General features: G+C 51.7%; 21 protein-coding genes and 6 tRNA genes. 14 read left to right on the forward strand and 13 right to left on the reverse strand.

Annotated features, from left to right (window positions below; translation table 11 throughout):
* Nucleotides 1–22: 22 nt before the first annotated feature.
* Both pdxK and LDB27_RS06440 read left to right on the forward strand, forming a co-directional pair.
* Complete coding sequence (pdxK, locus tag LDB27_RS06435) at nt 23–889, forward strand: pyridoxine/pyridoxal/pyridoxamine kinase (RefSeq protein ID WP_000529602.1); 867 nt, start codon at nt 23–25, stop codon at nt 887–889.
* Nucleotides 886–1,125, forward strand: a complete 240-nt coding sequence (locus tag LDB27_RS06440) for a hypothetical protein (RefSeq protein WP_000844541.1) — start codon at nt 886–888, stop codon at nt 1,123–1,125. Before pdxK ends, LDB27_RS06440 begins: the two co-directional genes overlap by 4 nt.
* Nucleotides 1,126–1,288: 163 nt before the next feature.
* Here the strand turns inward: LDB27_RS06440 and crr are convergent, their stop codons facing one another.
* From crr to cysZ, 5 genes are all read right to left on the reverse strand, one after another.
* On the reverse strand, nt 1,289–1,798 hold the full coding sequence (crr, locus tag LDB27_RS06445; RefSeq protein ID WP_000522253.1) for a PTS glucose transporter subunit IIA: 510 nt from the start codon (nt 1,796–1,798) through the stop codon (nt 1,289–1,291).
* A gap of 40 nt (nt 1,799–1,838) precedes the next feature.
* Nucleotides 1,839–3,566 (reverse strand): phosphoenolpyruvate-protein phosphotransferase PtsI, encoded by a 1,728-nt coding sequence (gene ptsI, locus LDB27_RS06450; RefSeq protein WP_000623118.1) that lies wholly within the window; start codon nt 3,564–3,566, stop codon nt 1,839–1,841.
* Between the two features lie 48 nt (nt 3,567–3,614).
* The gene (gene ptsH, locus LDB27_RS06455) at nt 3,615–3,872 is read right to left on the reverse strand and encodes a phosphocarrier protein Hpr (RefSeq protein WP_000487600.1); all 258 of its coding nucleotides are present in this window, start codon (nt 3,870–3,872) and stop codon (nt 3,615–3,617) included.
* 383 nt (nt 3,873–4,255) lie between these two features.
* A complete protein-coding gene (gene cysK, locus LDB27_RS06460; RefSeq protein WP_000036904.1) occupies nt 4,256–5,227 on the reverse strand; it encodes a cysteine synthase A in 972 nt (323 codons plus the stop codon).
* Between the two features lie 163 nt (nt 5,228–5,390).
* On the reverse strand, nt 5,391–6,152 hold the full coding sequence (gene cysZ / locus LDB27_RS06465; RefSeq protein ID WP_000255008.1) for a sulfate transporter CysZ: 762 nt from the start codon (nt 6,150–6,152) through the stop codon (nt 5,391–5,393).
* 231 nt (nt 6,153–6,383) lie between these two features.
* Here cysZ and zipA point away from each other — a divergent pair, with 231 nt between their 5' ends.
* The 3 genes from zipA to LDB27_RS06480 all read left to right on the forward strand — a co-directional run bounded on the left by zipA (nt 6,384) and on the right by LDB27_RS06480 (nt 9,677).
* Nucleotides 6,384–7,370, forward strand: a complete 987-nt coding sequence (zipA, locus tag LDB27_RS06470; protein ID WP_000983115.1) for a cell division protein ZipA — start codon at nt 6,384–6,386, stop codon at nt 7,368–7,370.
* Nucleotides 7,371–7,441: 71 nt separating this feature from the next.
* The gene (gene ligA, locus LDB27_RS06475; protein ID WP_000433269.1) at nt 7,442–9,457 is read left to right on the forward strand and encodes an NAD-dependent DNA ligase LigA; all 2,016 of its coding nucleotides are present in this window, start codon (nt 7,442–7,444) and stop codon (nt 9,455–9,457) included.
* A 1-nt stretch (nt 9,458) separates the two neighbouring features.
* Entirely contained in the window at nt 9,459–9,677 is a 219-nt protein-coding gene (locus LDB27_RS06480) for a DUF3820 family protein (RefSeq protein WP_001519708.1), read from the forward strand.
* On the opposite strand, the gene LDB27_RS06485 is transcribed toward LDB27_RS06480, so the two are convergent.
* Complete coding sequence (locus LDB27_RS06485) at nt 9,674–10,672, reverse strand: bile acid:sodium symporter family protein (RefSeq protein WP_000765569.1); 999 nt, start codon at nt 10,670–10,672, stop codon at nt 9,674–9,676. The two genes, LDB27_RS06480 and LDB27_RS06485, sit on opposite strands and share 4 nt — an antisense overlap.
* A gap of 89 nt (nt 10,673–10,761) precedes the next feature.
* Here LDB27_RS06485 and LDB27_RS06490 point away from each other — a divergent pair, with 89 nt between their 5' ends.
* Nucleotides 10,762–11,688 carry a LysR family transcriptional regulator gene (locus LDB27_RS06490; RefSeq protein WP_001109838.1) on the forward strand — a complete coding sequence of 309 codons (927 nt, stop codon included), beginning with the start codon at nt 10,762–10,764 and terminating at the stop codon, nt 11,686–11,688.
* Between the two features lie 61 nt (nt 11,689–11,749).
* Here the strand turns inward: LDB27_RS06490 and LDB27_RS06495 are convergent, their stop codons facing one another.
* The gene (locus LDB27_RS06495) at nt 11,750–12,511 is read right to left on the reverse strand and encodes an outer membrane protein OmpK (protein ID WP_000722939.1); all 762 of its coding nucleotides are present in this window, start codon (nt 12,509–12,511) and stop codon (nt 11,750–11,752) included.
* A 255-nt stretch (nt 12,512–12,766) separates the two neighbouring features.
* On the opposite strand from LDB27_RS06495, the gene xapA reads away from it, so the two are divergent.
* From xapA to LDB27_RS06515, 4 genes are read left to right on the forward strand one after another with little or no spacing between them, the layout of a single operon-like run.
* The gene (xapA, locus tag LDB27_RS06500; protein WP_001119754.1) at nt 12,767–13,600 is read left to right on the forward strand and encodes a xanthosine phosphorylase; all 834 of its coding nucleotides are present in this window, start codon (nt 12,767–12,769) and stop codon (nt 13,598–13,600) included.
* 54 nt (nt 13,601–13,654) lie between these two features.
* Complete coding sequence (locus LDB27_RS06505) at nt 13,655–14,911, forward strand: nucleoside permease (protein WP_000513239.1); 1,257 nt, start codon at nt 13,655–13,657, stop codon at nt 14,909–14,911.
* 58 nt (nt 14,912–14,969) lie between these two features.
* Nucleotides 14,970–15,128, forward strand: coding sequence for a XapX domain-containing protein (locus LDB27_RS06510; RefSeq protein WP_000658727.1), 159 nt, complete (start codon nt 14,970–14,972; stop codon nt 15,126–15,128).
* Between the two features lie 51 nt (nt 15,129–15,179).
* The gene (locus LDB27_RS06515) at nt 15,180–16,064 is read left to right on the forward strand and encodes a LysR family transcriptional regulator (protein WP_000438884.1); all 885 of its coding nucleotides are present in this window, start codon (nt 15,180–15,182) and stop codon (nt 16,062–16,064) included.
* 317 nt (nt 16,065–16,381) lie between these two features.
* Here the strand turns inward: LDB27_RS06515 and LDB27_RS06520 are convergent.
* From LDB27_RS06520 to LDB27_RS06535, 4 genes are all read right to left on the reverse strand, one after another.
* Nucleotides 16,382–16,457 (reverse strand) — tRNA-Lys (locus tag LDB27_RS06520).
* Nucleotides 16,458–16,461: 4 nt separating this feature from the next.
* A tRNA-Val gene (locus LDB27_RS06525) sits at nt 16,462–16,537 on the reverse strand.
* A 41-nt stretch (nt 16,538–16,578) separates the two neighbouring features.
* Nucleotides 16,579–16,654: transfer RNA gene (locus LDB27_RS06530), tRNA-Val, on the reverse strand.
* Nucleotides 16,655–16,699: 45 nt separating this feature from the next.
* Nucleotides 16,700–16,775, reverse strand: a tRNA-Val gene (locus LDB27_RS06535).
* Nucleotides 16,776–17,033: 258 nt separating this feature from the next.
* On the opposite strand from LDB27_RS06535, the gene gltX reads away from it, so the two are divergent.
* Complete coding sequence (gltX, locus tag LDB27_RS06540) at nt 17,034–18,449, forward strand: glutamate--tRNA ligase (RefSeq protein WP_000695623.1); 1,416 nt, start codon at nt 17,034–17,036, stop codon at nt 18,447–18,449.
* A gap of 53 nt (nt 18,450–18,502) precedes the next feature.
* Here the strand turns inward: gltX and LDB27_RS06545 are convergent, their stop codons facing one another.
* Both LDB27_RS06545 and LDB27_RS06550 read right to left on the reverse strand, forming a co-directional pair.
* Nucleotides 18,503–18,895, reverse strand: a complete 393-nt coding sequence (locus tag LDB27_RS06545; RefSeq protein WP_000826514.1) for a MerR family transcriptional regulator — start codon at nt 18,893–18,895, stop codon at nt 18,503–18,505.
* A gap of 1 nt (nt 18,896) precedes the next feature.
* Nucleotides 18,897–19,259 carry a MerR family transcriptional regulator gene (locus LDB27_RS06550; RefSeq protein WP_000472034.1) on the reverse strand — a complete coding sequence of 121 codons (363 nt, stop codon included), beginning with the start codon at nt 19,257–19,259 and terminating at the stop codon, nt 18,897–18,899.
* 221 nt (nt 19,260–19,480) lie between these two features.
* On the opposite strand from LDB27_RS06550, the gene LDB27_RS06555 reads away from it, so the two are divergent.
* From LDB27_RS06555 to LDB27_RS06565, 3 genes are all read left to right on the forward strand, one after another.
* Nucleotides 19,481–19,556 (forward strand) — tRNA-Ala (locus tag LDB27_RS06555).
* A 42-nt stretch (nt 19,557–19,598) separates the two neighbouring features.
* Nucleotides 19,599–19,674, forward strand: a tRNA-Ala gene (locus LDB27_RS06560).
* 190 nt (nt 19,675–19,864) lie between these two features.
* Nucleotides 19,865–22,054 carry a sensor domain-containing phosphodiesterase gene (locus LDB27_RS06565; protein ID WP_001112936.1) on the forward strand — a complete coding sequence of 730 codons (2,190 nt, stop codon included), beginning with the start codon at nt 19,865–19,867 and terminating at the stop codon, nt 22,052–22,054.
* Nucleotides 22,055–22,071 lie beyond the last annotated feature (17 nt).

Below are 22,071 nucleotides of genomic sequence, written 5' to 3' on the forward strand. Positions count from 1 at the left end.
TGTCCAGCGAGAGGAAAATTTTATGGGACAAGAGAGTGATATTCAGTCAGTGCTCTTCGACGACAACCATCGGGCGTTACAGACCGATATCGTCGCCGTCCAGTCACAGGTCGTGTACGGCAGCGTAGGCAACAGCATCGCTGTTCCGGCCATTAAAGCGCAGGGATTACGCGTGGCGGCTGTCCCGACGGTGCTGTTCAGCAATACGCCGCACTATAAAACCTTTTATGGCGGCATTATTCCCGCCGAGTGGTTTGCAGGCTACCTTACGGCGTTGAATGAGCGCGATGCGCTACGTGAATTAAAAGCGATTACCACCGGTTACATGGGCAGCGCAGACCAAATTGTCTTGCTTTCGAAGTGGCTAATGGCGATCCGGGCTTCGCATCCGGAGGTGTGTATTCTTGTTGATCCGGTCATTGGCGATACCGACAGTGGAATGTATGTGCAGGCGGAAATTCCGAAGGCTTATCGCACACATTTGTTGCCGCAGGCGCAGGGGCTAACGCCGAACGTATTTGAGCTGGAGATGCTGAGTGGTAAACCGTGTCGCACGCTGGAAGAGGCGGTGGCGGCGGCGCAATCGCTGCTTTCCGATACGCTGAAATGGGTGGTTATCACCAGCGCGCCGGGCGAATCTCTGGAGACCATAACGGTTGCCGTCGTTACCGCGCAGGTCGTGGAGGTCTTTGCCCACCCGCGGGTGGCGACGGAATTAAAAGGGACGGGAGATCTCTTCTGCGCCGAGCTGGTCAGCGGTATTGTGCAGGGAAAAAAACTGACGACCGCGGCAAAAGATGCGGCGCAGCGCGTGCTGGAGGTGATGACCTGGACACAGCAGTGTGGCTGTGATGAGTTAATTCTGCCGCCGGCAGGGGAGGCGCGATGAAGAGTTATCGGCTGGTAGTTCGCCAGCAGGGACGTATCGTGGGGCATTTTGAAACGAGCGGGCTGGACGCGCTGGAAGATATTTGCGTAGCGCGGGCGATGTTTGGTATCACTGGCGGCTATCAGTGCGAGTTGCAAGTGTCCGATTCCGAACGCAGGATGCTGGAGAGTGGCCCGGATGGGATGAAGATCCTGATGCGCGAGAAGTGCTTTCGCCCGGTGACCTCGCAGTTGTAACCCGTGGATTGGCGCTGAAATGTTCGCAACCTTGTAGGCCTGATAAGCGTAGCGCCATCAGGCAGTGCGCCGCACCATCGCCGGATGGCGGCGCAAGCGCCTTATCCGGCCTACAGGCAAAAAAAATGGCGCCCAAAGGCGCCATTCTTCACTGCGGCAAGAATTACTTCTTAATGCGGATAACCGGAGTTTCACCCACGGTCACGCTACCGGACAGTTTGATCAGTTCTTTGATTTCATCCATGTTGGAGATAACAACCGGAGTCAGGGTAGACTTGGCTTTTTCTTCCAGCAACGGCAGATCGAACTCGATGACCGGATCGCCAACTTTCACGCGCTGACCTTCTTCAGCAATACGCTTGAAGCCTTCGCCTTTCAGCTCAACGGTGTCGATACCGAAGTGAACGAACAGCTCAATGCCGCTATCGGATTCGATAGAGAACGCATGGTTGGTTTCAAAGATTTTGCCGATGGTACCGTCAACAGGGGCGACCATTTTGTTACCGGTTGGTTTGATAGCGATGCCATCACCAACGATTTTTTCAGCAAAAACTACATCCGGCACGTCTTCGATGTTGACGATCTCGCCAGAGAGCGGGGCAACAATCTCAATAGTTCCGGTGTCTTTCTTATCATCAGAAACCAGAGATTTTAGTTTATCGAACAAACCCATGATCTTCTCCTAAGCAGTAAATTGGGCCGCATCTCGTGGATTAGCAGATTGTTTTTTCTTCAATGAACTTGTTAACCAGCGTCATTAACTCGTCCGTTGTCGGTTGAGCAAGAGCCTGCTCTGCTAACACCTTCGCATCTTCGAAGTTCGTGTTACGGATAATCTTCTTAATGCGCGGGATAGAAATGGCGCTCATAGAGAATTCGTCCAGACCCATCCCCAGCAACAGAAGTGTAGCACGTTCGTCGCCTGCAAGCTCACCACACATGCCAGTCCATTTACCTTCTGCATGAGAAGCATCAATAACTTGCTTGATCAAGTTCAGTACGGACGGTGACATTGGCTGGTAAAGGTGTGAAATCATATCATTACCACGGTCAACTGCCAGGGTGTACTGCGTTAAATCATTGGTGCCGATACTAAAGAAATCAACTTCTTTGGCTAAATGACGCGCAATTGTCGCCGCAGCCGGTGTTTCCACCATCACGCCAATCTCAATGCTTTCGTCAAATGCTTTACCTTCGTCACGCAGTTCCTGTTTGTAGATTTCAATCTCTTTGCGCAGCGCGCGAACTTCTTCAACAGAGATGATCATCGGGAACATAATGCGCAATTTACCGAAAGCGGAGGCACGCAGAATCGCGCGAACCTGGTCACGCAGGATCTCTTTGCGATCCATGGCGATACGCACGGCGCGCCAGCCCAGGAACGGGTTCTCTTCTTTCGGGAAGTTCATGTACGGCAGCTCTTTGTCGCCGCCAATGTCCATGGTACGGACGATAACCGCCTGCGAGCCACATGCTTCAGCGACCGCTTTATAGGCGGCAAACTGCTCTTCTTCCGTCGGCAGCGCGTCGCGATCCATGAACAGGAATTCAGTACGATACAGACCAACGCCTTCCGCGCCGTTGCGCTCAGCGCCTTCAACGTCGCGAACGGTACCGATGTTGGCGCAAACTTCGACCTGATGTCCATCCAGCGTGATTGCCGGCAGATCTTTCAGTTTTGCGAGTTCCGCTTTCTCGGTCGCAACCTGCTCCTGGACGGCGCGCAGTTGCTCAATAACATCGTTGGTCGGGTTGACGTAAACCTGGTTGTTTACGGCATCCAGAATCAGATAGTCGCCGTTTTTCACCTGAGAGGTGACGCTACCGGTACCTACGATCGCTGGCAGTTCCAGAGAACGCGCCATGATGGAGGTATGAGACGTGCGTCCGCCCGCGTCGGTGATGAAGCCCAGCACTTTCTGCAGGTTCAGCTGTGCAGTTTCTGATGGCGTCAGGTCAGCGGCAACCAGGATAACTTCTTCCTGAATCGCGCTCAGATCGATAATGGCCAGACCCAGGATGTTGCGCAGCAGGCGCTTACCGATATCACGTACGTCAGCCGCGCGCTCTTTCAGGTATTCATCATCCAGTTCTTCCAGGGCAGTGGCCTGACCTTCGATAACTTCATGTGCGGCTGCGTCAGCCGTCATGTGCTTATCTTTAATCAGGGCTATGATTTCCTGCTCCAGCTCCTCATCTTCGAGCAGCATAATATGCCCTTCAAAGATGGCTTCTTTTTCTTCACCGAACGTTTCACCAGCTTTTGTCTTGATCGCTTCCAGTTGCGCAGATGCCTTGGCACGACCGCTCAGAAAACGTTCAACTTCCTGATCAACCTTGTCGGCAGAAATTTTTTTCCGGTCAATGACGATTTCGTCTTCTTTCAGCAGCAGTGCTTTGCCGAAAGCGATACCCGGGGATGCTAAAATGCCTGAAATCATAACCCTACCTTACTTGTGACTGATTTTTAAAAGAACCCGGAAAAAAACTTACTCGAGTTCCGCCATCAGTTTGACCAGATGTTCAACCGCTTTCTGCTCATCTTCACCTTCTGCGGAGATGGTGACGACGGTGCCTTGAGTCAGGCCCAGAGTCTGCAGTTTAAACAGGCTTTTCGCGCTGGCGCTTTTGCCGTTGGAAGTCACAGTAATCTCAGAAGTGAAGCCTTTTGCTTCTTTAACAAACTGAGCAGCAGGGCGGGTGTGCAGACCGTTCGGAGCGGTAATGGTAACTTCTTGCTGGAACATTGTATTTCCCCAACTTATAGGTTTAGTGTTGTGGAACTAAAGTCTAGCCTGGCGGCTCAACTTTAGCCTGTATTGTTAGCGCCGGCGTAAACGGGACGCGACACAAAAGGTGTTCTACGCAATCCGTTGCTGGCAACTTATGGCCGCTGACGTTTCGCTCGTCATTAAACATTATGCCGCGAAAGGAAGATTTGAACCAAATCATAAAATCGATTCAGCTAACGCTTTTCCTGTAACGATTAATTTCGCGCATCAAAATAATTAGTCTGGTTAAATACCAGTTCCGGCAGGGTGAATCAATGCCAGGTGAGGTGAAAGTTTGAAGCAGGCCACAAAAAAGCACCCAAAAAGGTGCTTTTTTACGCGTTTTTAACATGCTGGCATCACTGTTGCAGTTCTTTCTCAGTAAAGAGATCGGCGAACAACGCGGTGCTCAGATAACGCTCACCTGATGAAGGTAGGATAACCACAATATTCTTATTGGTAAAGCTTTCATCTTCCTGCAGCTTAAGCGCTGCAGCAACCGCGGCGCCGGAAGAAATTCCCGCCAGAATACCTTCCTCTTCCATCAGACGGCGCGCGGTAGAAATGGCTTCTTCATTGGTGATGCCAACCACTTTATCAATCAGTTTCAGATCCAGGTTGCCTGGGATGAAGCCTGCGCCGATGCCCTGAATTTTATGCGGGCCCGGTTTGATCTCTTCACCAGCCAGCGCCTGGGCGATAACCGGGGAGTCAGTGGGTTCTACCGCAACGGTGATAAGATCGGTTTTACCCTTCGTCCCTTTGATATAACGCGTGACGCCGGTTAACGTACCGCCAGTACCGACGCCGGAGATAAACACATCCACCTGACCATCGGTGTCTTCCCAGATTTCCGGGCCGGTGGTTTTTTCATGGATTTCCGGGTTGGCAGGGTTGCTGAACTGCTGGAGCAGGAGATATTTTTGCGGATCGCTGGCGACAATTTCTTCGGCTTTCTGAATAGCGCCTTTCATCCCTTTCGCCCCTTCGGTCAGCACCAGATTCGCGCCTAATGCTTTGAGTAGCTTGCGGCGTTCAATGCTCATGGTTTCCGGCATGGTCAGGGTGAGTTTGTAACCGCGCGCGGCGGCGACATACGCCAGCGCAATACCGGTGTTGCCGCTGGTCGGCTCGACCAGTTCCACGCCAGGTTTCAGTACGCCACGCTTTTCGGCATCCCAAATCATATTGGCGCCGATACGGCACTTGACGCTGAAGCTCGGGTTGCGCGACTCCACCTTCGCCAGAATGCGTCCATTACCGATACGGTTCAGTCGAACCAGCGGCGTATGACCGATAGTCAGCGAGTTATCTTCATAAATCTTACTCATGGCCTGTCCTTAACTGTATGAAATTGGGATACCTTCCCAGCATACCTTCCAGCCAGATATGGGGAAGTAAGGATTTCGCATATCTATATGCTGATGGGAAATAATGGTTATCAGTATGGAATAAGAGACAGCATAAGCCATCTCTTATTTATACATTTTTACGTTATTTCCATAACGCGTGCTTAGCACGCCAGCAATCAACCCACATTGCCGTCGCGCCACAGACGGCGACAGGCATAATGAACAGGTTAAGCACCGGAATCATCGTAAAGAGGCTGGTGAGCGCGCCAAATTGCATATTCGCGACCTTCTGCGTGCGCAACGCGGCGCGCATCGTTTTAAACGGCACTTTGTGGTTATCAAACGGGTAGTCGCAATACTGGATCGCCAGCATCCAGGCGCTGAACAAAAACCACAACACCGGCGCGATGGTTTGGCCAATGCCAGGAATGAAATAGAGAACCAGCAGTACAATAGCGCGCGGCAGATACCACGCCAGCTTTTGCCATTCACGTTTCATAATGCGCGGTACATCTTTCATGATGCCGAGTATGCCGGTATCTGGCGGCGTGGCGCCGGTTAACCGCGCCTCAAGTTGTTCGGCTAAAAGGCCGTTAAACGGCGCGGCGATCCAGTTGGCGAGGGTAGAGAAAAAATAGCCAAAGACCAGCAGAACAGAGATAACCGCAATCGGCCACAGCAGATAGCTCAGCCATTGCAGCCAGTCCGGCACATGACTCATCAACGAAGGTATCCAGGCGTCAAGCTGGGTAAACAGCCACCAAAATGCGCCGCCCATCAGCACAATGTTGACCAGCAAAGGTAAAATAACAAAGCGGCGGATTCCCGGTAGGGTGACTAACTTCCATCCTTGCGAGAAATAATAGACGCCGCTACGTGGTACGGTTGTGGATGATGAAACCATATTCAGGACATACTCCTTTTTCTTAAAGCCCTGGGTAAACGTGGGATATCTTACCCGGTTATCAGACGGTGGATAGTTCGGAAATGTTCGAAAAAACAGCAAAAAGTACATTTTCCTTCATCTTTATGCTGCGAAAGCCAACAGTACACTTGCACTTGACGTAATCGGCAAATACTCTTAGTGAGTAAATGTTTGCCGTGGTGGCAAGGTGTTAGAACAACAGAGAATATAATGATGCAGGATTTGCGTCTGATATTAATCATTGTTGGCGCGATCGCCATAATCGCTTTACTGGTACATGGTTTCTGGACCAGCCGTAAAGAACGATCTTCTATGTTCCGCGATCGTCCACTAAAACGCATGAAATCGAAACGCGACGACGACTCGTATGACGACGATGTTGAAGAAGACGAAGGCGTGGGTGAAGTTCGTGTTCACCGCGTAAATCATGCCCCCGGCCAGCCGCAGGAGCATGATGCCCCTCGTCAGTCGCCGCAACACCAGTACCAGCCGCCTTATGCGTCTGCGCAACCGCGTCCAGCGGCGCCGCCGCAGCCGCAAGCGCCGATGCAACAGCCGGTTCAGCAACCGGTCCAACCTGCGCCGCAGCCTCAGCAGGTTCAGCCATCTGCGCCGCCGGTACAGCCGCCGCAACAGCAGCCTGCACCGCCGTCGCAAACGCCGCAGCCTGTTGCGCAGCCCGCGCCGCCGCCATCAGCGCAAACCTTCCAGCCTGCGGAACCTGTGGTTGAGGCAGAACCGGTAGTGGAAGAAGCGCCGGTTGTGGAAAAACCGCAGCGTAAAGAGGCGGTCATCATTATGAACGTCGCGGCCCATCATGGCAGCGAGCTTAATGGTGAAGTGTTACTGAACAGTATTCAGCAGTCAGGCTTTAAATTTGGCGATATGAATATTTTCCATCGTCATTTGAGCCCGGACGGCAGCGGCCCGGCCTTGTTCAGTCTCGCGAATATGGTCAATCCGGGAACGTTTGATCCTGAAATGACGGACTTCACTACGCCTGGCGTCACTATCTTTATGCAGGTTCCGTCTTACGGCGATGCGCTGCAGAACTTCAAGCTGATGCTGCAATCCGCGCAGCATATCGCTGATGAGGTCGGCGGCGTTGTGCTGGATGACCAGCGTCGGATGATGACGCCGCAGAAACTGCGCGAATATCAGGACCGCATCCGCGAGGTGATGGACGCTAACGCCTGAGGTTAACGCAGGTGTGACATTTTTAACGTAACCCCCGCCTGTCGGGGGTTTTTTATCATTGATGGTGTGATATGGAACCAATCGAACAACAACTGACAGAACTGCGAACCACGCTTCGCCATCATGAATATCTGTATCATGTGATGGATGCGCCGGAGATTCCCGACGCCGAATATGACCGCCTGATGCGGGAACTGCGAGAGCTGGAGGCGCAACGTCCGGACCTTATCACGCCGGATTCGCCCACGCAGCGCGTTGGCGCGGCGCCGCTGACGGCATTCAACCAGATTCGCCATGAAGTACCGATGCTGTCGCTCGATAACGTATTTGATGAAGAAAGCTTCCTGGCGTTTAACAAGCGAGTGCAGGATCGTCTAAAAAGCACGGAAAATGTCATCTGGTGCTGCGAGCTAAAACTGGATGGCCTGGCGGTCAGCATTCTGTATGAAAACGGCGTGCTGGTGAGCGCTGCGACGCGTGGCGACGGCACCACCGGTGAAGATATCACTTCAAACGTGCGCACGATTCGTGCCATTCCTTTAAAGCTGCATGGCGATAACATTCCGGCGCGTCTTGAAGTTCGCGGAGAGGTATTTTTACCGCAGGCCGGGTTCGAAAAGATCAATGAAGACGCGCGCCGTACTGGCGGCAAAGTGTTTGCTAACCCGCGTAACGCGGCGGCGGGCTCGCTGCGTCAGCTCGATCCGCGTATTACGGCGAAGCGACCACTAACATTTTTCTGCTACGGCGTCGGTATTCTGGAAGGCGGCGAGTTGCCGGATACGCATCTGGGACGTTTGCTGCAATTTAAAGCGTGGGGGCTACCGGTCAGCGATCGCGTGACGCTGTGCGATTCTCCCCAGGCGGTACTGGATTTTTATCACAACGTCGAAAAAGATCGCCCCACGCTCGGTTTTGATATCGACGGCGTGGTGATTAAGGTCAACTCGCTGGCTTTGCAGGAACAGCTGGGCTTTGTGGCCCGCGCGCCGCGCTGGGCGGTGGCGTTTAAATTCCCTGCTCAGGAGCAGATGACTTTTGTGCGCGATGTTGAGTTTCAGGTCGGGCGCACCGGGGCGATTACGCCGGTGGCGCGTCTGGAACCAGTTCAGGTGGCTGGTGTGCTGGTCAGCAATGCCACGTTGCATAATGCCGATGAAATTGAACGGCTTGGCTTGCGTATTGGCGATAAGGTGGTTATCCGTCGGGCAGGCGATGTGATCCCTCAGGTGGTCAACGTGGTTCTGTCCGAACGCCCTGAAGAGACGCGTCCGATTGTGTTTCCAACGCACTGTCCGGTGTGCGGATCGGACGTAGAGCGCGTTGAAGGCGAAGCCGTTACCCGTTGTACCGGCGGGCTGATTTGCGGCGCGCAGCGTAAAGAGTCGCTGAAACATTTTGTGTCGCGCCGGGCGATGGATGTAGACGGGATGGGCGATAAGATCATCGACCAACTGGTGGAAAGGGAGTATGTCCATACGCCAGCGGATCTGTTCCGTCTGACGGCGGGTAAACTGACCGGCCTGGACCGAATGGGGCCAAAGTCCGCGCAAAATGTTGTAAACGCGCTGGAAAAAGCCAAAGCGACGACCTTTGCGCGTTTTCTCTATGCGCTGGGCATCCGTGAAGTGGGTGAGGCGACGGCGGCGGGGCTGGCGGCTTATTTCGGCACGTTGGAGGCGCTGCAGGCCGCCACCATTGACGAGTTGCAGAAAGTGCCTGACGTGGGGATTGTTGTCGCTACGCACGTCTTTAACTTTTTTGCCGAAGAGAGTAATCGTGACGTGATTGGGCAGCTACTGGCGGAAGGGGTTCACTGGCCCGCGCCGGTAGTCATTAATGTGCAAGAGATCGATAGCCCGTTTGCCGGTAAAACCGTGGTACTAACCGGTAGCCTGAGCCAGATGTCCCGCGATGACGCTAAAGCGCGTTTAGTGGCGCTGGGCGCGAAAGTGGCAGGCAGCGTATCGAAGAAAACCGATCTGGTGATTGCCGGTGAAGCGGCGGGTTCCAAACTGACCAAAGCGCAGGAACTGGGTATTACCGTGATTGATGAAGCGGAAATGATCCGCTTACTGGATGCCTGAGATGGAAAAAGAGCAGCTGGTTGAAATCGCCAACACCGTGATGCCGTTCGGCAAATATCAGGGACGTCGATTGATCGACCTTCCGGAAGAGTATTTGCTGTGGTTTGCCCGTAAAGATCAATTTCCGGCGGGTAAACTGGGGGAGTTGATGCAAATCACTCTGCTGATTAAAACCGAGGGGCTGACGCAACTGGTACAGCCCCTGAAACGCCCGCTTTAAGCTTTCGCGGCGCGGCTTTCCTGCTGCGCCTGTAACTTCTCGGTCTGGCGTTTGTAGCGCCGCGCCAGCCCTGCGCAGACCATCAGTTGGATCTGGTGGAAGATCATCAGCGGTAATACCATCATACCCAGCACTGACGTCGGAAAAAGAATATTGGCCATCGGGATCCCGTTGGCCAGGCTTTTTTTCGAACCGCAGAAAACAATAGTGATTTCGTCGGCTTTATTGAAGCCGCATTTACGGGCGACAAAGACGTTAATAGCGATGACGATCGCCAACAGTATGAGGCTGACCACGACGATAAACAGCAGCGATCCCCAGCCGACTTTGTGCCAGATGCCGTTGACCACCGCTTCGCTGAACGCCGAGTAGACCACCAGCAGAATAGAGGTCTGATCCGTTTTCGCGATCCACTTTTTGTTGCGCGCGACCCAGTTGCCGATCCACGGGCGAGACAGGTGTCCCAGCACAAAAGGCAGCAGCAGTTGCAGCATAATTTTGCCCACCTCTTCCAGACTGCCCTGCGCGCCATGAATATTCATTACCAGACCGACCAGCAGCGGCGACAGGAAAATGCCCAGCAGACTGGACGCAGACGCTGAGCACACCGCGGCCGCGACGTTACCGCCCGCGAGTGAAGTAAACGCAATCGCAGACTGCACGGTGGCGGGCAAAATACACAGATACAGAAAGCCGCTGTAGAGCATAGGGTCGACATTGACAGGCGCCCACCAGGCAAACAGTACGCCGAGGACAGGAAAGAGCACAAAAGTGCTGCACATGACCCACAGGTGCAACCGCCAGTGGCTGCCGCCAGCGATGATCGCTTCACGTGAAAGCTTCGCGCCATGCATAAAAAACAGCAGAGCGATAGCCGCTGTCGTAATACCTTCAACGACAGGCACAAAGCCGCCTTCCGCCGGGAAAAAAGAGGCCAGTAGTACCACGGTGATAAGTGTCAGCGTGAAAGGGTCAAGGATACGAAAAAGTTTCATAAAAACTCCTGAAAGTCGGTGCAGCTATTTTGCGTTTTTCGCTTTGAGAAATAAAATTGATTTATTGCATCTATATATGAATTTAGTCGATGAACTATTCACTGCGTCAACTGCGTATTTTTATTACCGTCGCCCAGACCAAAAGTTTTAGCCGGGCAGGGGACAGGATTGGACTGAGCCAGTCTGCGGTCAGTCATAGCGTAAAAGAGCTGGAGCGGCAAACCGGCGTCAGACTGCTGGATCGCACCACGCGTGAGGTGGTGCTGACCGAGGCGGGGCAACAACTGGCGACGCGTCTGGAGCGGGTGCTTGATGAACTGAACAGCATACTGCGCGATGCAGGCAGAGTAGGGACACAATTAACCGGCACCGTGCGCGTTGCCGCGAGCCAAACCATTTCTGCGCATCTTATTCCGCAATGCATTGCCCAAAGTAATTCACTTTATCCCGCTATTGATTTTGTATTGCACGATCGTCCGCAGCAGTGGGTGCTGGAGAGTATCCGTCAGGGAGAAGTGGATTTTGGCATCGTTATCGATCCTGGCGCAGCGGTGGATTTACAGTGTGAAGCCATCTTATCAGAGCCTTTTTTACTGTTGTGTCGCCAGGATCATCCGCTGGCGCATCAGGAATGGGTAAGCTGGCAGGATCTTAAACAGGCGTCGCTGGTCTTACAGGATTATGCTTCCGGCAGTCGACCGCTGATTGATGCGGCGCTGGCCCACTTTTCGATTGATGCCAATATTGTTCAGGAGATTGGTCACCCGGCCACGCTTTTTCCAATGGTGGAAGCGGGAATCGGCATCAGCGTACTGCCCGCGCTGGCGTTACCGCTCCCGCAGGGCAGCCACTTACAGGTTAAACGGCTGACGCCCGTAGTTGAAAGGCAGCTCATGCTGGCGCGGCGAAAAAACCGTTCTTTATCCACCGCGGCGCAGGCGTTATGGGATGTAGTACGCACCCAGGCCAGCGAATTAACCGCCGCGAGGGCGAAAGATCCACTGTATCAGCTATAAATATCTATCTGTCCGTGCGTGAGGTGCGGTCTTGCCCTGCCATTTTTGACAGGGCAGTGCATTAAAACAGGTATTTGATGGAATAAATAATGCCATCCTGCAGGAAGGATTCTCCTAACTTATTATCAGCGTAACGATATTGTACTCCTGCGGTCAGGTGAGGAGTCGCATTCCACCACAGCGCTACTGCGCCATTAATGCCATCTTTCCCGCCATTGCCCGCAGCGTAGGACGCATCGCGGTCAAACTCATACTCATTCCAGTTCGTTACGCTGAATTTCTCACTACCCAACGAGAAGCTATAGCCGGCCACCCAACCTAATACATAACCATTATCGCCTGTGTAGTAGGTCTGATCGGTATAACGTTTGGCAAAGAAGGGTTTAAACCAGTAACCGTTACCTGCGAAGTTATAGCCTAAACCATAGAGAAACATGTCATCATGGAAATTAGCGCGATGAGGTGAACCGTACGTCCCGTAGGCATGGAGATAGAGGTTTAATCCTGTATCGCCCAGATAAATACGGTTAGTATTTTTAAAGGTGTAACGCTGTTCGCTGCCGGGTTTAGCGTGGCGGCCATTGTAAAAATTTTCCCAGTCGAAAAAAACGTACATTTCTCCCCAGCTAAAATTCGCTCCGCCTTCCAGTTCCAGGTACCCAAAATCATCTTTATGAGATTTTTTACTGGTTTTTTCCGTGGTGTCTGATGTCCAGTCGAGGTAATGGAGGCCGATATCGGCGAACCCGCCTTTAAATTCCGCATGGGTGAGTGTGGGAATAATGAGCAAAGAAGAAAGCGTCAGAGTAAGAATTTTTTTCATAGCATATTTCCCTATGCCGATAATTATTAATGGGTTAATTAAAAAGAGGCAGTTTATAAATATGAAAGCGGCATATTGTTAATATGAAGTGCAAGCAAAAACCAATACTGTTTTCCCTCTGTATTAATACAGAAGCGATCTAAATCTATCGATATTAAATGGCTATTGATGACACGTGAAAAGTGTATTGGTCAGCAAGGGGCGATGGTCGTTATAAAAAGGAGTCAAATTAAATCCGATAGAACAAGGAAACTTATGCCTCACGCTCTTTTTTCTCATAATCCTGAGTATTGTGTTGATATTATTCATGCACATAAACCGGCATTTACCCCGCGAGTCGCGTTTATTTTAGGCTCCGGGTTGGGTGCTCTGGCGGACCAAATCGAAGATGCGGTAGCCATTTCTTACGAGAAATTGCCGGGATTTCCCGTCAGCACCGTACACGGCCATGCTGGTGAACTGGTGCTCGGCCATCTGGCGGGTATTCCGGTGGCCTGTATGAAAGGCCGCGGGCATTTTTATGAAGGGCGTGGAATGGCGGTGATGACCGATGCCATTCGCACGTTGAAATTACTGGGCTGTGAAGTGTTGTTCTGCACCAATGCGGCAGGATCTCTGCGTCCGGAAGTGGGGCCGGGTAGCCTGGTTGCGCTTAGCGATCACATTAATACGATGCCCGGTACGCCGATGGTGGGGCCAAACGATGATCGTTATGGCGATCGCTTCTTCTCGCTGGCTAATGCTTATGACGCAGATTATCGCGCCATGCTTCAGTCCGTTGCGGCAGAGGAGGGATTCCCCCTCACTGAAGGCGTATTTGTTTCTTATCCGGGTCCGAACTTCGAAACGGCGGCAGAAATCCGCATGATGCAGATTATTGGCGGCGATGTGGTCGGAATGTCCGTTGTCCCTGAGGTGATTAGCGCACGTCATTGTGGTCTCAAAGTTGTTGCTGTCTCAGCGATCACCAATCTGGCGGAAGGGCTGGGCGATGTAAAACTCTCCCATGCGCAAACACTGGCTGCGGCTGAACTTTCTCGGCAGAACTTTATAAATCTGATTTGCGGCTTTTTACGTAAGCTGGACTAAACACAATGACTACGGCCCCGTATTGGGGCTTTATCTCACGGCAAGGAATAAAAAATGGGTATTACGTCCCGCTTAAAAGTCATGTCGTTCTTGCAATATTTTATCTGGGGGAGCTGGCTGGTTACCCTGGGCTCTTACATGATCAATACACTGGATTTTACCGGCGCGAATGTCGGTATGGTCTACAGCTCAAAAGGACTGGCAGCGATTATCATGCCGGGCATTATGGGGATCATTGCTGATAAATGGCTGCGCGCTGAACGAGCCTATATGCTTTGCCATCTGGTTTGCGCGGGGGCGTTATTGTACGCCACCACCGTTACCGATCCCCAGACGATGTTCTGGGTGATGTTGGTTAATGCGATGGCGTATATGCCAACGATTGCATTATCCAATAGCGTTTCGTACTCCTGTCTGGCGAAAGCAGGTCAGGATCCGGTAACGTCATTTCCGCCTGTGCGCGTTTTCGGCACAATAGGTTTTATTGTTGCGATGTGGACGGTGAGCCTGATGGGGCTGGAACTGAGCAGTGCGCAATTATACATCGCTTCTGGCGCATCGTTATTGCTGGCCCTGTATGCACTGACGTTACCGAAAATTCCGGTAGCCGAGAAGAAGGCGAACACCACGCTTGCCAGTAAGCTCGGACTGGATGCTTTTGTTCTGTTTAAAAATCCACGCATGGCAATCTTCTTTTTGTTTGCGATGATGTTGGGGGCGGTGCTGCAAATTACCAATGTCTTCGGTAATCCGTTCCTGCATGATTTTGCCCGAAATCCTGAGTTTGCCGATAGTTTTGTGGTGAAGTATCCCTCTATCTTGCTTTCAGTTTCGCAGATGGCGGAAGTGGGCTTTATCCTCATCATTCCGTTCTTCCTTAAACGCTTTGGTATTAAAACGGTAATGCTGATGAGCATGCTGGCATGGACGCTGCGTTTCGGCTTCTTTGCCTTTGGCGATCCATCCCCGTTTGGCTTTGTGCTATTGCTGCTGTCGATGATTGTTTATGGCTGCGCATTTGATTTCTTCAACATCTCAGGGCCGGTATTTGTAGAGCAGGAAGTGGACTCAAGTATTCGCGCCAGCGCGCAGGGGCTGTTTATGACCATGGTTAACGGCGTGGGGGCGTGGATTGGGTCTCTTTTAAGTGGTATGGCCGTGGATTATTTTTCTATTGATGGTGTAAAAGATTGGCAAACCATCTGGCTGGTCTTTGCCGCCTACGCTCTGGCATTGGCCGTTATTTTTGCATTGTTCTTTAAATATCAGCACCATCCAGAAAAACTGTCGACCAAATCATTAGCACATTAATTTTATTTGACTGGCGAGAGGATGTTCGCCAGTCCATTTTTATGAACAAGGACACAGCATGAAAGAAATTATTCTCTCCTCCGGTATTGGATTTGGTATTGGCGCATTTTTTACTTTATGCCGAATACCTATTCCTGCACCAAATGTTTTACCCGGGGTGTTATCTATTGTATTTATGTATATTGGGTATCTTGTCGTTAAATCTATTTTTTACTAGGTAATATGGTAAATTCCAGACGTTATCCCTTATTGCTGGAGTGCGATAGTGATGGAACGAGCCCATCGTATTGATCTAAAGCTATTACGTTATTTCCTCGCTGTTGCAGAAGAATTGCATTTTGGCCGGGCTGCTGCCCGGTTAAATATGTCACAACCTCCCTTGAGTATCCATATCAAAGAACTTGAACAGCAACTGGGTACATTGTTGTTTATTCGTCATTCCCGCAGCGTTGCATTAACCCATGCCGGGAAAGTTTTAATGGAGGAGTCACGTCGCTTGTTAGCCAATGCAAATCAGGCGCTGGCGCGAGTGGAGCAGATTGGTCGCGGTGAAGCGGGGCGCATTGAACTGGGTGTGGTTGGTACGGCGCTGTGGGGAAGAATGCGCCCTGCGATGCGTCACTTTTTGAAAGCAAACCCCAATGTTGAAGTACTTTTTCGCGAAAAGTCTCCAGGTATGCAAATGGCGTTGTTAGAGCGTCGGGAGCTTGATGCAGGGATCTGGCGTATGGCTATCGAACCGGCAGTCGGTTTTACCAGCATACGTTTGCATGAATCTGCATTCATGGTTGCAGTTCCGGAAGATCACGATCTGGCATCCAGAGATTCTGTGCCGCTGGCGGCGTTGCGCAATGAATATTTTGTCACGCTGCCTTCCGTGCATTCTGATTGGGGATTTTTACAACGTGTATGCCAACAGGCGGGTTTCTCGCCAATGATTATTCGGGAAGTGGTTGAGCCGCAAACGGTGTTGGCGATGATCAGTATGGGGATTGGGATTACGTTGATGGCTGATGGCTATGCGCAAATGAGCTGGCCGGGTGTGGTGTTCCGTCCGTTAGAGGAACGTATTCCGGCGGATTTGTATATTGTGTATGACCAGCAGCAGGCAACGCCAGCACTGGAGAAACTGGTGGCGGCGTTGACGGTATGATGTCTGCGCCGGATGGCGACTAACGTCTTATCCGGCCTACGTGTGCGGTGTCGTCTGCGCCGGATGGCGACTAACGTCTTATCCGGCCTACGTGTGCGTTGTCGTCTGCGCCGGATGGCGACTAACGTCTTATCCGGCCTACGCGTGCGGTGTCGTCTGCGCCGGATGGCGACTAACGTCTTATCCGGCCTACGTGTGCAGTGTCGTCTGTAGGCCTGATAAGCGCAGCGCATCAGGCAAGACCCGAACTTGCGGCAGGTTCGAATCTTATAAATCGCAGATAGCAAAAAAAGCGCCTTTAGGGCGCTTTTTTACATTGGTGGGTCGTGCAGGATTCGAACCTGCGACCAATTGATTAAAAGTCAACTGCTCTACCAACTGAGCTAACGACCCGAAGTGGTGGGTGATGACGGGATCGAACCGCCGACCCCCTCCTTGTAAGGGAGGTGCTCTCCCAGCTGAGCTAATCACCCACTTCGGTACTTCACAATAAGAAATTTAGCTGGCGAGAAAGTGGTGGGTGATGACGGGATCGAACCGCCGACCCCCTCCTTGTAAGGGAGGTGCTCTCCCAGCTGAGCTAATCACCCACTTCTCAATTTCTTATCTACACGGCGGAGACTACATAAAGTAGTTGGTGGGTGATGACGGGATCGAACCGCCGACCCCCTCCTTGTAAGGGAGGTGCTCTCCCAGCTGAGCTAATCACCCCCGCTGTGTGGAGTCGCATTATAGGGAGAGTTGAAAATGAGTCAACGCATTTTCTAAAGTTTTTGTTTGTTCGTCGTAAAATTAAACAAAACGATCGTGAATTACTCCGCGCTGCATGATTTCTATACGGAAATAGCAAAGCGTAGCGTTCTGACCGGATCAACATTGAGGAATCAAGCCACAGTGATAGAATACAAGGCTATTCATCTTTCCAGGATTTGCCGGTTGTCGGCATCTTTATAAACGTAAGGCCATTTCATGAAAATCAAAACTCGCTTCGCGCCTAGCCCGACAGGTTATCTGCACGTCGGCGGCGCGCGTACTGCTCTTTATTCCTGGCTTTTCGCACGTCACCACGGCGGTGAGTTCGTGCTGCGTATTGAAGACACCGATCTTGAGCGTTCCACGCCGGAAGCCATTGAAGCCATCATGGATGGTATGAACTGGCTGAACCTGGAATGGGACGAAGGCCCATATTTCCAGACCAAACGTTTTGATCGCTATAACGCGGTGATTGACGAGATGCTGGAGGCGGGAACGGCCTATAAATGCTACTGCTCTAAAGAGCGTCTGGAGCAACTGCGTGAAGATCAGATGGCGAAAGGCGAGAAGCCGCGTTATGACGGGCGCTGCCGCCACAGTCACGAACATCATGCCGACGATGAGCCATGCGTGGTGCGCTTTGCTAACCCGCAGGACGGTTCCGTTATTTTTGATGATCAGATCCGTGGGCCGATCGAATTCAGCAATCAGGAGCTGGACGATCTGATCATTCGTCGTACCGACGGTTCGCCGACCTACAACTTCTGTGTGGTGGTGGACGACTGGGATATGGAAATTACCCATGTGATTCGTGGCGAAGACCATATCAACAATACTCCGCGCCAGATTAACATTCTGAAAGCGTTAAACGCGCCGGTGCCGATGTACGCGCATGTGTCGATGATTAACGGCGACGATGGTAAAAAGCTGTCTAAACGTCACGGTGCGGTGAGCGTGATGCAGTATCGCGATGACGGTTATCTGCCGGAAGCGTTGCTGAACTATCTGGTGCGTCTGGGCTGGTCCAGCGGCGATCAGGAGATCTTCACTCGCGAAGAGATGATCAAGCTGTTCTCCCTCGGTGCGGTGAGCAAGTCTGCGAGCGCGTTCAACACCGATAAACTGCTGTGGCTGAACCACCACTATATCAATACGCTGGCGCCGGAATATGTGGCGACGCATTTGCAGTGGCATATCGAGCAGGAAAATATCGACACCCGTAACGGCCCGCAGCTTGCTGAACTGGTGAAGTTGCTGGGCGAGCGCTGCAAAACTCTGAAAGAGATGGCGCAGAGCTGCCGCTACTTCTATGAAGACTTCAGCGAGTTTGACGCCGATGCGGCGAAAAAACACCTCCGTCCGGTGGCGCGTCAGCCGCTGGAAGTGGTGCGCGACAAGCTGTCGGCGATTACGGACTGGTCAGCAGAAAACGTCCACCACGCGATTCAGGCCACGGCGGATGAGCTGGAAGTGGGGATGGGTAAAGTAGGGATGCCGCTGCGTGTGGCTGTGACCGGTGCCGGGCAGTCGCCTGCGCTGGATGTCACCGTACATGCGATTGGCAAAACCCGCAGCATTGAGCGCATCAACAAAGCGCTGGGCTTTATCGCCGAGCGTGAAAGCCAGCAGTAACGCCAGCTGAAACAGAATAAACGGCAGGGCAGACGCCTGCCGTTTATTATTTGTTAGTCCGCCTCATTGATACCTAAACGCGTCAGAAATCCGCGAATACCTTCCCGCGATAAAAACAGCGCCAGTTTTTCCTGTTCCTGAGCAGACATATTTTCAACGGCATCAATAATTTGTCGATAAGCGTGACTGTGCGCCGCGTTCGCATATTCTGCGAAAGCCTCTTCCGCCTGATAAAACGCTGGCAGTTTGCGAAAAGCCGGAATATTGAGAATAAACTCCCGCACGCTGGCATCAATATGGATGAGTCTTGCGCGTCCGCCTTTGACGCCGGGAAATTTTTCGGTTTTCCAGTGTTGTTCTCTGATCCAGCGATTGACGGTTTGTCTGGCCACGCCGAGGCATTCAGCCAGCTCTTCAGTGGTCATTTTACTGCGTAATCTTTTCATATTATTTGCTATCGCGTATCCCTAAGCGTTGTAACAAACCGGTAATCCCTTCACGCACGAGGAGAGAGGTAAACTGTTTCTGCTCGGATGAGGTCATCTCTTTGGCGAGCGTCATAAGCAGCGCTTCAAGCGATGCGTTGCTGGCAGGCGTGAATGTGTCTGCGTGATGGTCAACTGAACGTTCAGCGCTGCGGATATACTCACGAACCTGTTCGTTTACATGAACCAGACGGGCTTTACCGCCCTGGACGCCAGGTTTGGGCGATGTTGCCCAGCCTTCTTTCCGTACCCATTTATTGATGGTTTGTCGGCTGTAACCGGTGAGATTAGCGAGTTCTTCTGGCGTCATCCGTTCCTTGAACATAACGATTCCCTGAATAGTCGTGGGGTTAATTAGTGGTTCATTTTATAGCACCATTTTAGTCGAAACCGTGACGTGTTTAACTACTGAATGCGAGTTGTGCCGCAATGTCCTTTATTTGAATGCTTTTTCAGCGATTGAATTCGGCAAGTTCATTTTGCCGTTGACACATGCCGAGGGAATTCATATGATGCCGCCCGTCAACTCGACAAGCTTTACGTAGTGGGGCTATAGCTCAGCTGGGAGAGCGCTTGCATGGCATGCAAGAGGTCAGCGGTTCGATCCCGCTTAGCTCCACCAAATTTACTCCCGATAAATTTGGCGTATACGTAAAAGCACTATGGGGCTATAGCTCAGCTGGGAGAGCGCTTGCATGGCATGCAAGAGGTCAGCGGTTCGATCCCGCTTAGCTCCACCAATATTCAAACCCTCGCTGAAAAGCGGGGGTTTTTGCTTTTTGTCACAAAATTCATGGCGTCTGATCTGTTCTTCAGGTGCGTTTGTTTGCCGCTGCTTTTGCGGTCAATATGAGCTTTTGTTAGATTGCTTCATAATGCGAATATACTTATTATTCATGCGCCTTATATAATGATGTGAGCATTAAAGCAATGCCGGATAAGTGTAACGTATTAAAAAATATAAAAATATTTTTACTGGCTTTCTGCCTGACCGTTCCGGCTATTCTGCTATCTCGTCTCATTTCTCCCCGCGCCACAATTGATTCCAGCTATATCTTTCTGGCCTGGCTACCGCTCTGCGTCATGTTTTCCGTGCTGTTCTTATTTGGCCGCCGTGGCGTCGCGCCGATGGTAGGCGGAATGATGTTGACTAATGAATGGAATTTTCATTTACCTCTGCCACAGGCGATGGTGCTGCTATTTTGCCAGACGTTTCCCGTGTTGCTGGTTTGCGCTATCGTTCGCTGGCAGCTGGGCGCGCGCTGGCGCTACGGAATACCCAACCAAGGCATCTGGCTACGCGTTTTCTGGTTAGGGTTAATGACGCCGTTTGGCATAAAAATCAGTATGCATCTGGCGGGGCACTACCTGGCTTTCCCGGTGACAATCTCTACCTTCTTTGGCACCGGCACCGCTATTTTCTCGATTGTCGATTTATTGAGTCTGATTTCTGCCGCGCTTATTTTTACCCTCTTTTTCTATTATCCGCTGCGGATGATAGTCAGCCCGCACTATATTCGTATTTTCTGGCGGAGGGATATCGCTCCTTATCTCGCCAAAGAAAAACGCCTGTTTACGCTTCTCTGGTTTGCCACTCTGGCGACGCTATTAGCGGTGCTGTGTACGCCTTTCGAGACAAAGTATATTGCTGGCTATCTGGTGCCAGTCCTGTTCATTGGATTTACCATCGGCGTGGGGAAAATCAGTTATCCGCTGTTGAATTTTAGTTGGGCTCTCACTGCGCTATTCCTGCTTAGCTATAACCGCAATTTTCTGCAGGGCGTGGGCTCAGAATATTCGCTGGCATTTATCCTTTCAGTTCTCATTTCTTTTAGTATTTGTTTGTTGTACATGGCGCGGATTAATCAGCGTAGCGAATGGTTGAATCGACAATGGCACTCGCAGGCGTTGACCGATCCGTTGACGCAGCTGCCTAACCTGCGTGCGCTGGAGCAGTTTCTTTTACAGGATGCCGGGCAAAGCGTGTGTTATTTACGCATGGAAAACCTGGAATTTCTGAGCCGTCATTACGGTATGCAGATGCGCGTGCATTGCGAACGCGAGGTGTTTCGCGTGTTGCAGCCGCTGCTGCTGGAAAAGGAGAAAATTTTCCATCTGCCGGGCAGTGAGTTATTGCTGGTATTGACGGGACCGGAGACGGAAGCCCGCCTGCAATATATGCTTAATGTGCTTAATAACCGCAAAATTTACTGGAACAATACCGGTCTGGACATGGAATACGGCGCATCGTGGGGAACATTCGATGGTCGCCAGGAAACCTTGCAACCGCTGTTGGGGCAGTTAAGCTGGCTGGCGGAGCAATCCTGCTCGCACCGTCGGGTGCTTGCACTAACCCAGAGTATTGAAGCCGCTTCCGGTCAGACGACGGAACGGGTGCTGCGGTTGCAGAAAATCCGTCAGGCGCTGGAACGCGGCGCGCTTGTTTTGTATGCGCAACCCATTCGCGACGCGCAGGGAAAAGGGTATGACGAGATTCTGACGCGGCTTCGGTGCGACGACGGTATCATGATGCCCAATCAGTTCATTCCGCTTATCGCCCAGTTTAACCTGAGCGTACGGTTTGATATGCAGGTGATGGAAGCGCTCCTGCAATGGTTGTCCGCGCATCCTTCGGCGGAGCAGGGGGCGCGTTTCTCGGTTAATTTGATGCCGCTGACGCTGCTGCAAAAAGAGACGGCGTCGCGCATTATGCAGCTTTTTAAACGCTATGGCGTCCCGCCTGCTTCGGTCATCATCGAAATTACTGAAGAACAGGCCTTCTCTCATTCCGAAATCAGTATGCACAATATCAACCAGCTGCGTAAGTTTGGCCTAAAAATCGCCATTGATGATTTCGGCACCGGCTATGCAAACTATGAACGGCTAAAACGCCTCAAGGCGGACATCATTAAAATCGACGGCTGTTTCGTGAAAGATATTCTGACGGACTCCCTGGATGCGATGATCGTGAAATCCATCACTGATTTAGCGAAAGCGAAATCGTTGAGCGTCGTGGCTGAGTTTGTTGAAACGCCTGCGCAGCGCGATCTGCTATTGCAGCTTGGCGTACACAGTTTGCAGGGATATCTGATTGGCCGCCCGCGCCCGTTAGGCAAATAAGCGGCATAAAAAAAACC

The organism is Salmonella sp. JXY0409-18 (genome assembly GCF_020268625.1).
Lineage (GTDB): Bacteria > Pseudomonadota > Gammaproteobacteria > Enterobacterales > Enterobacteriaceae > Salmonella > Salmonella enterica.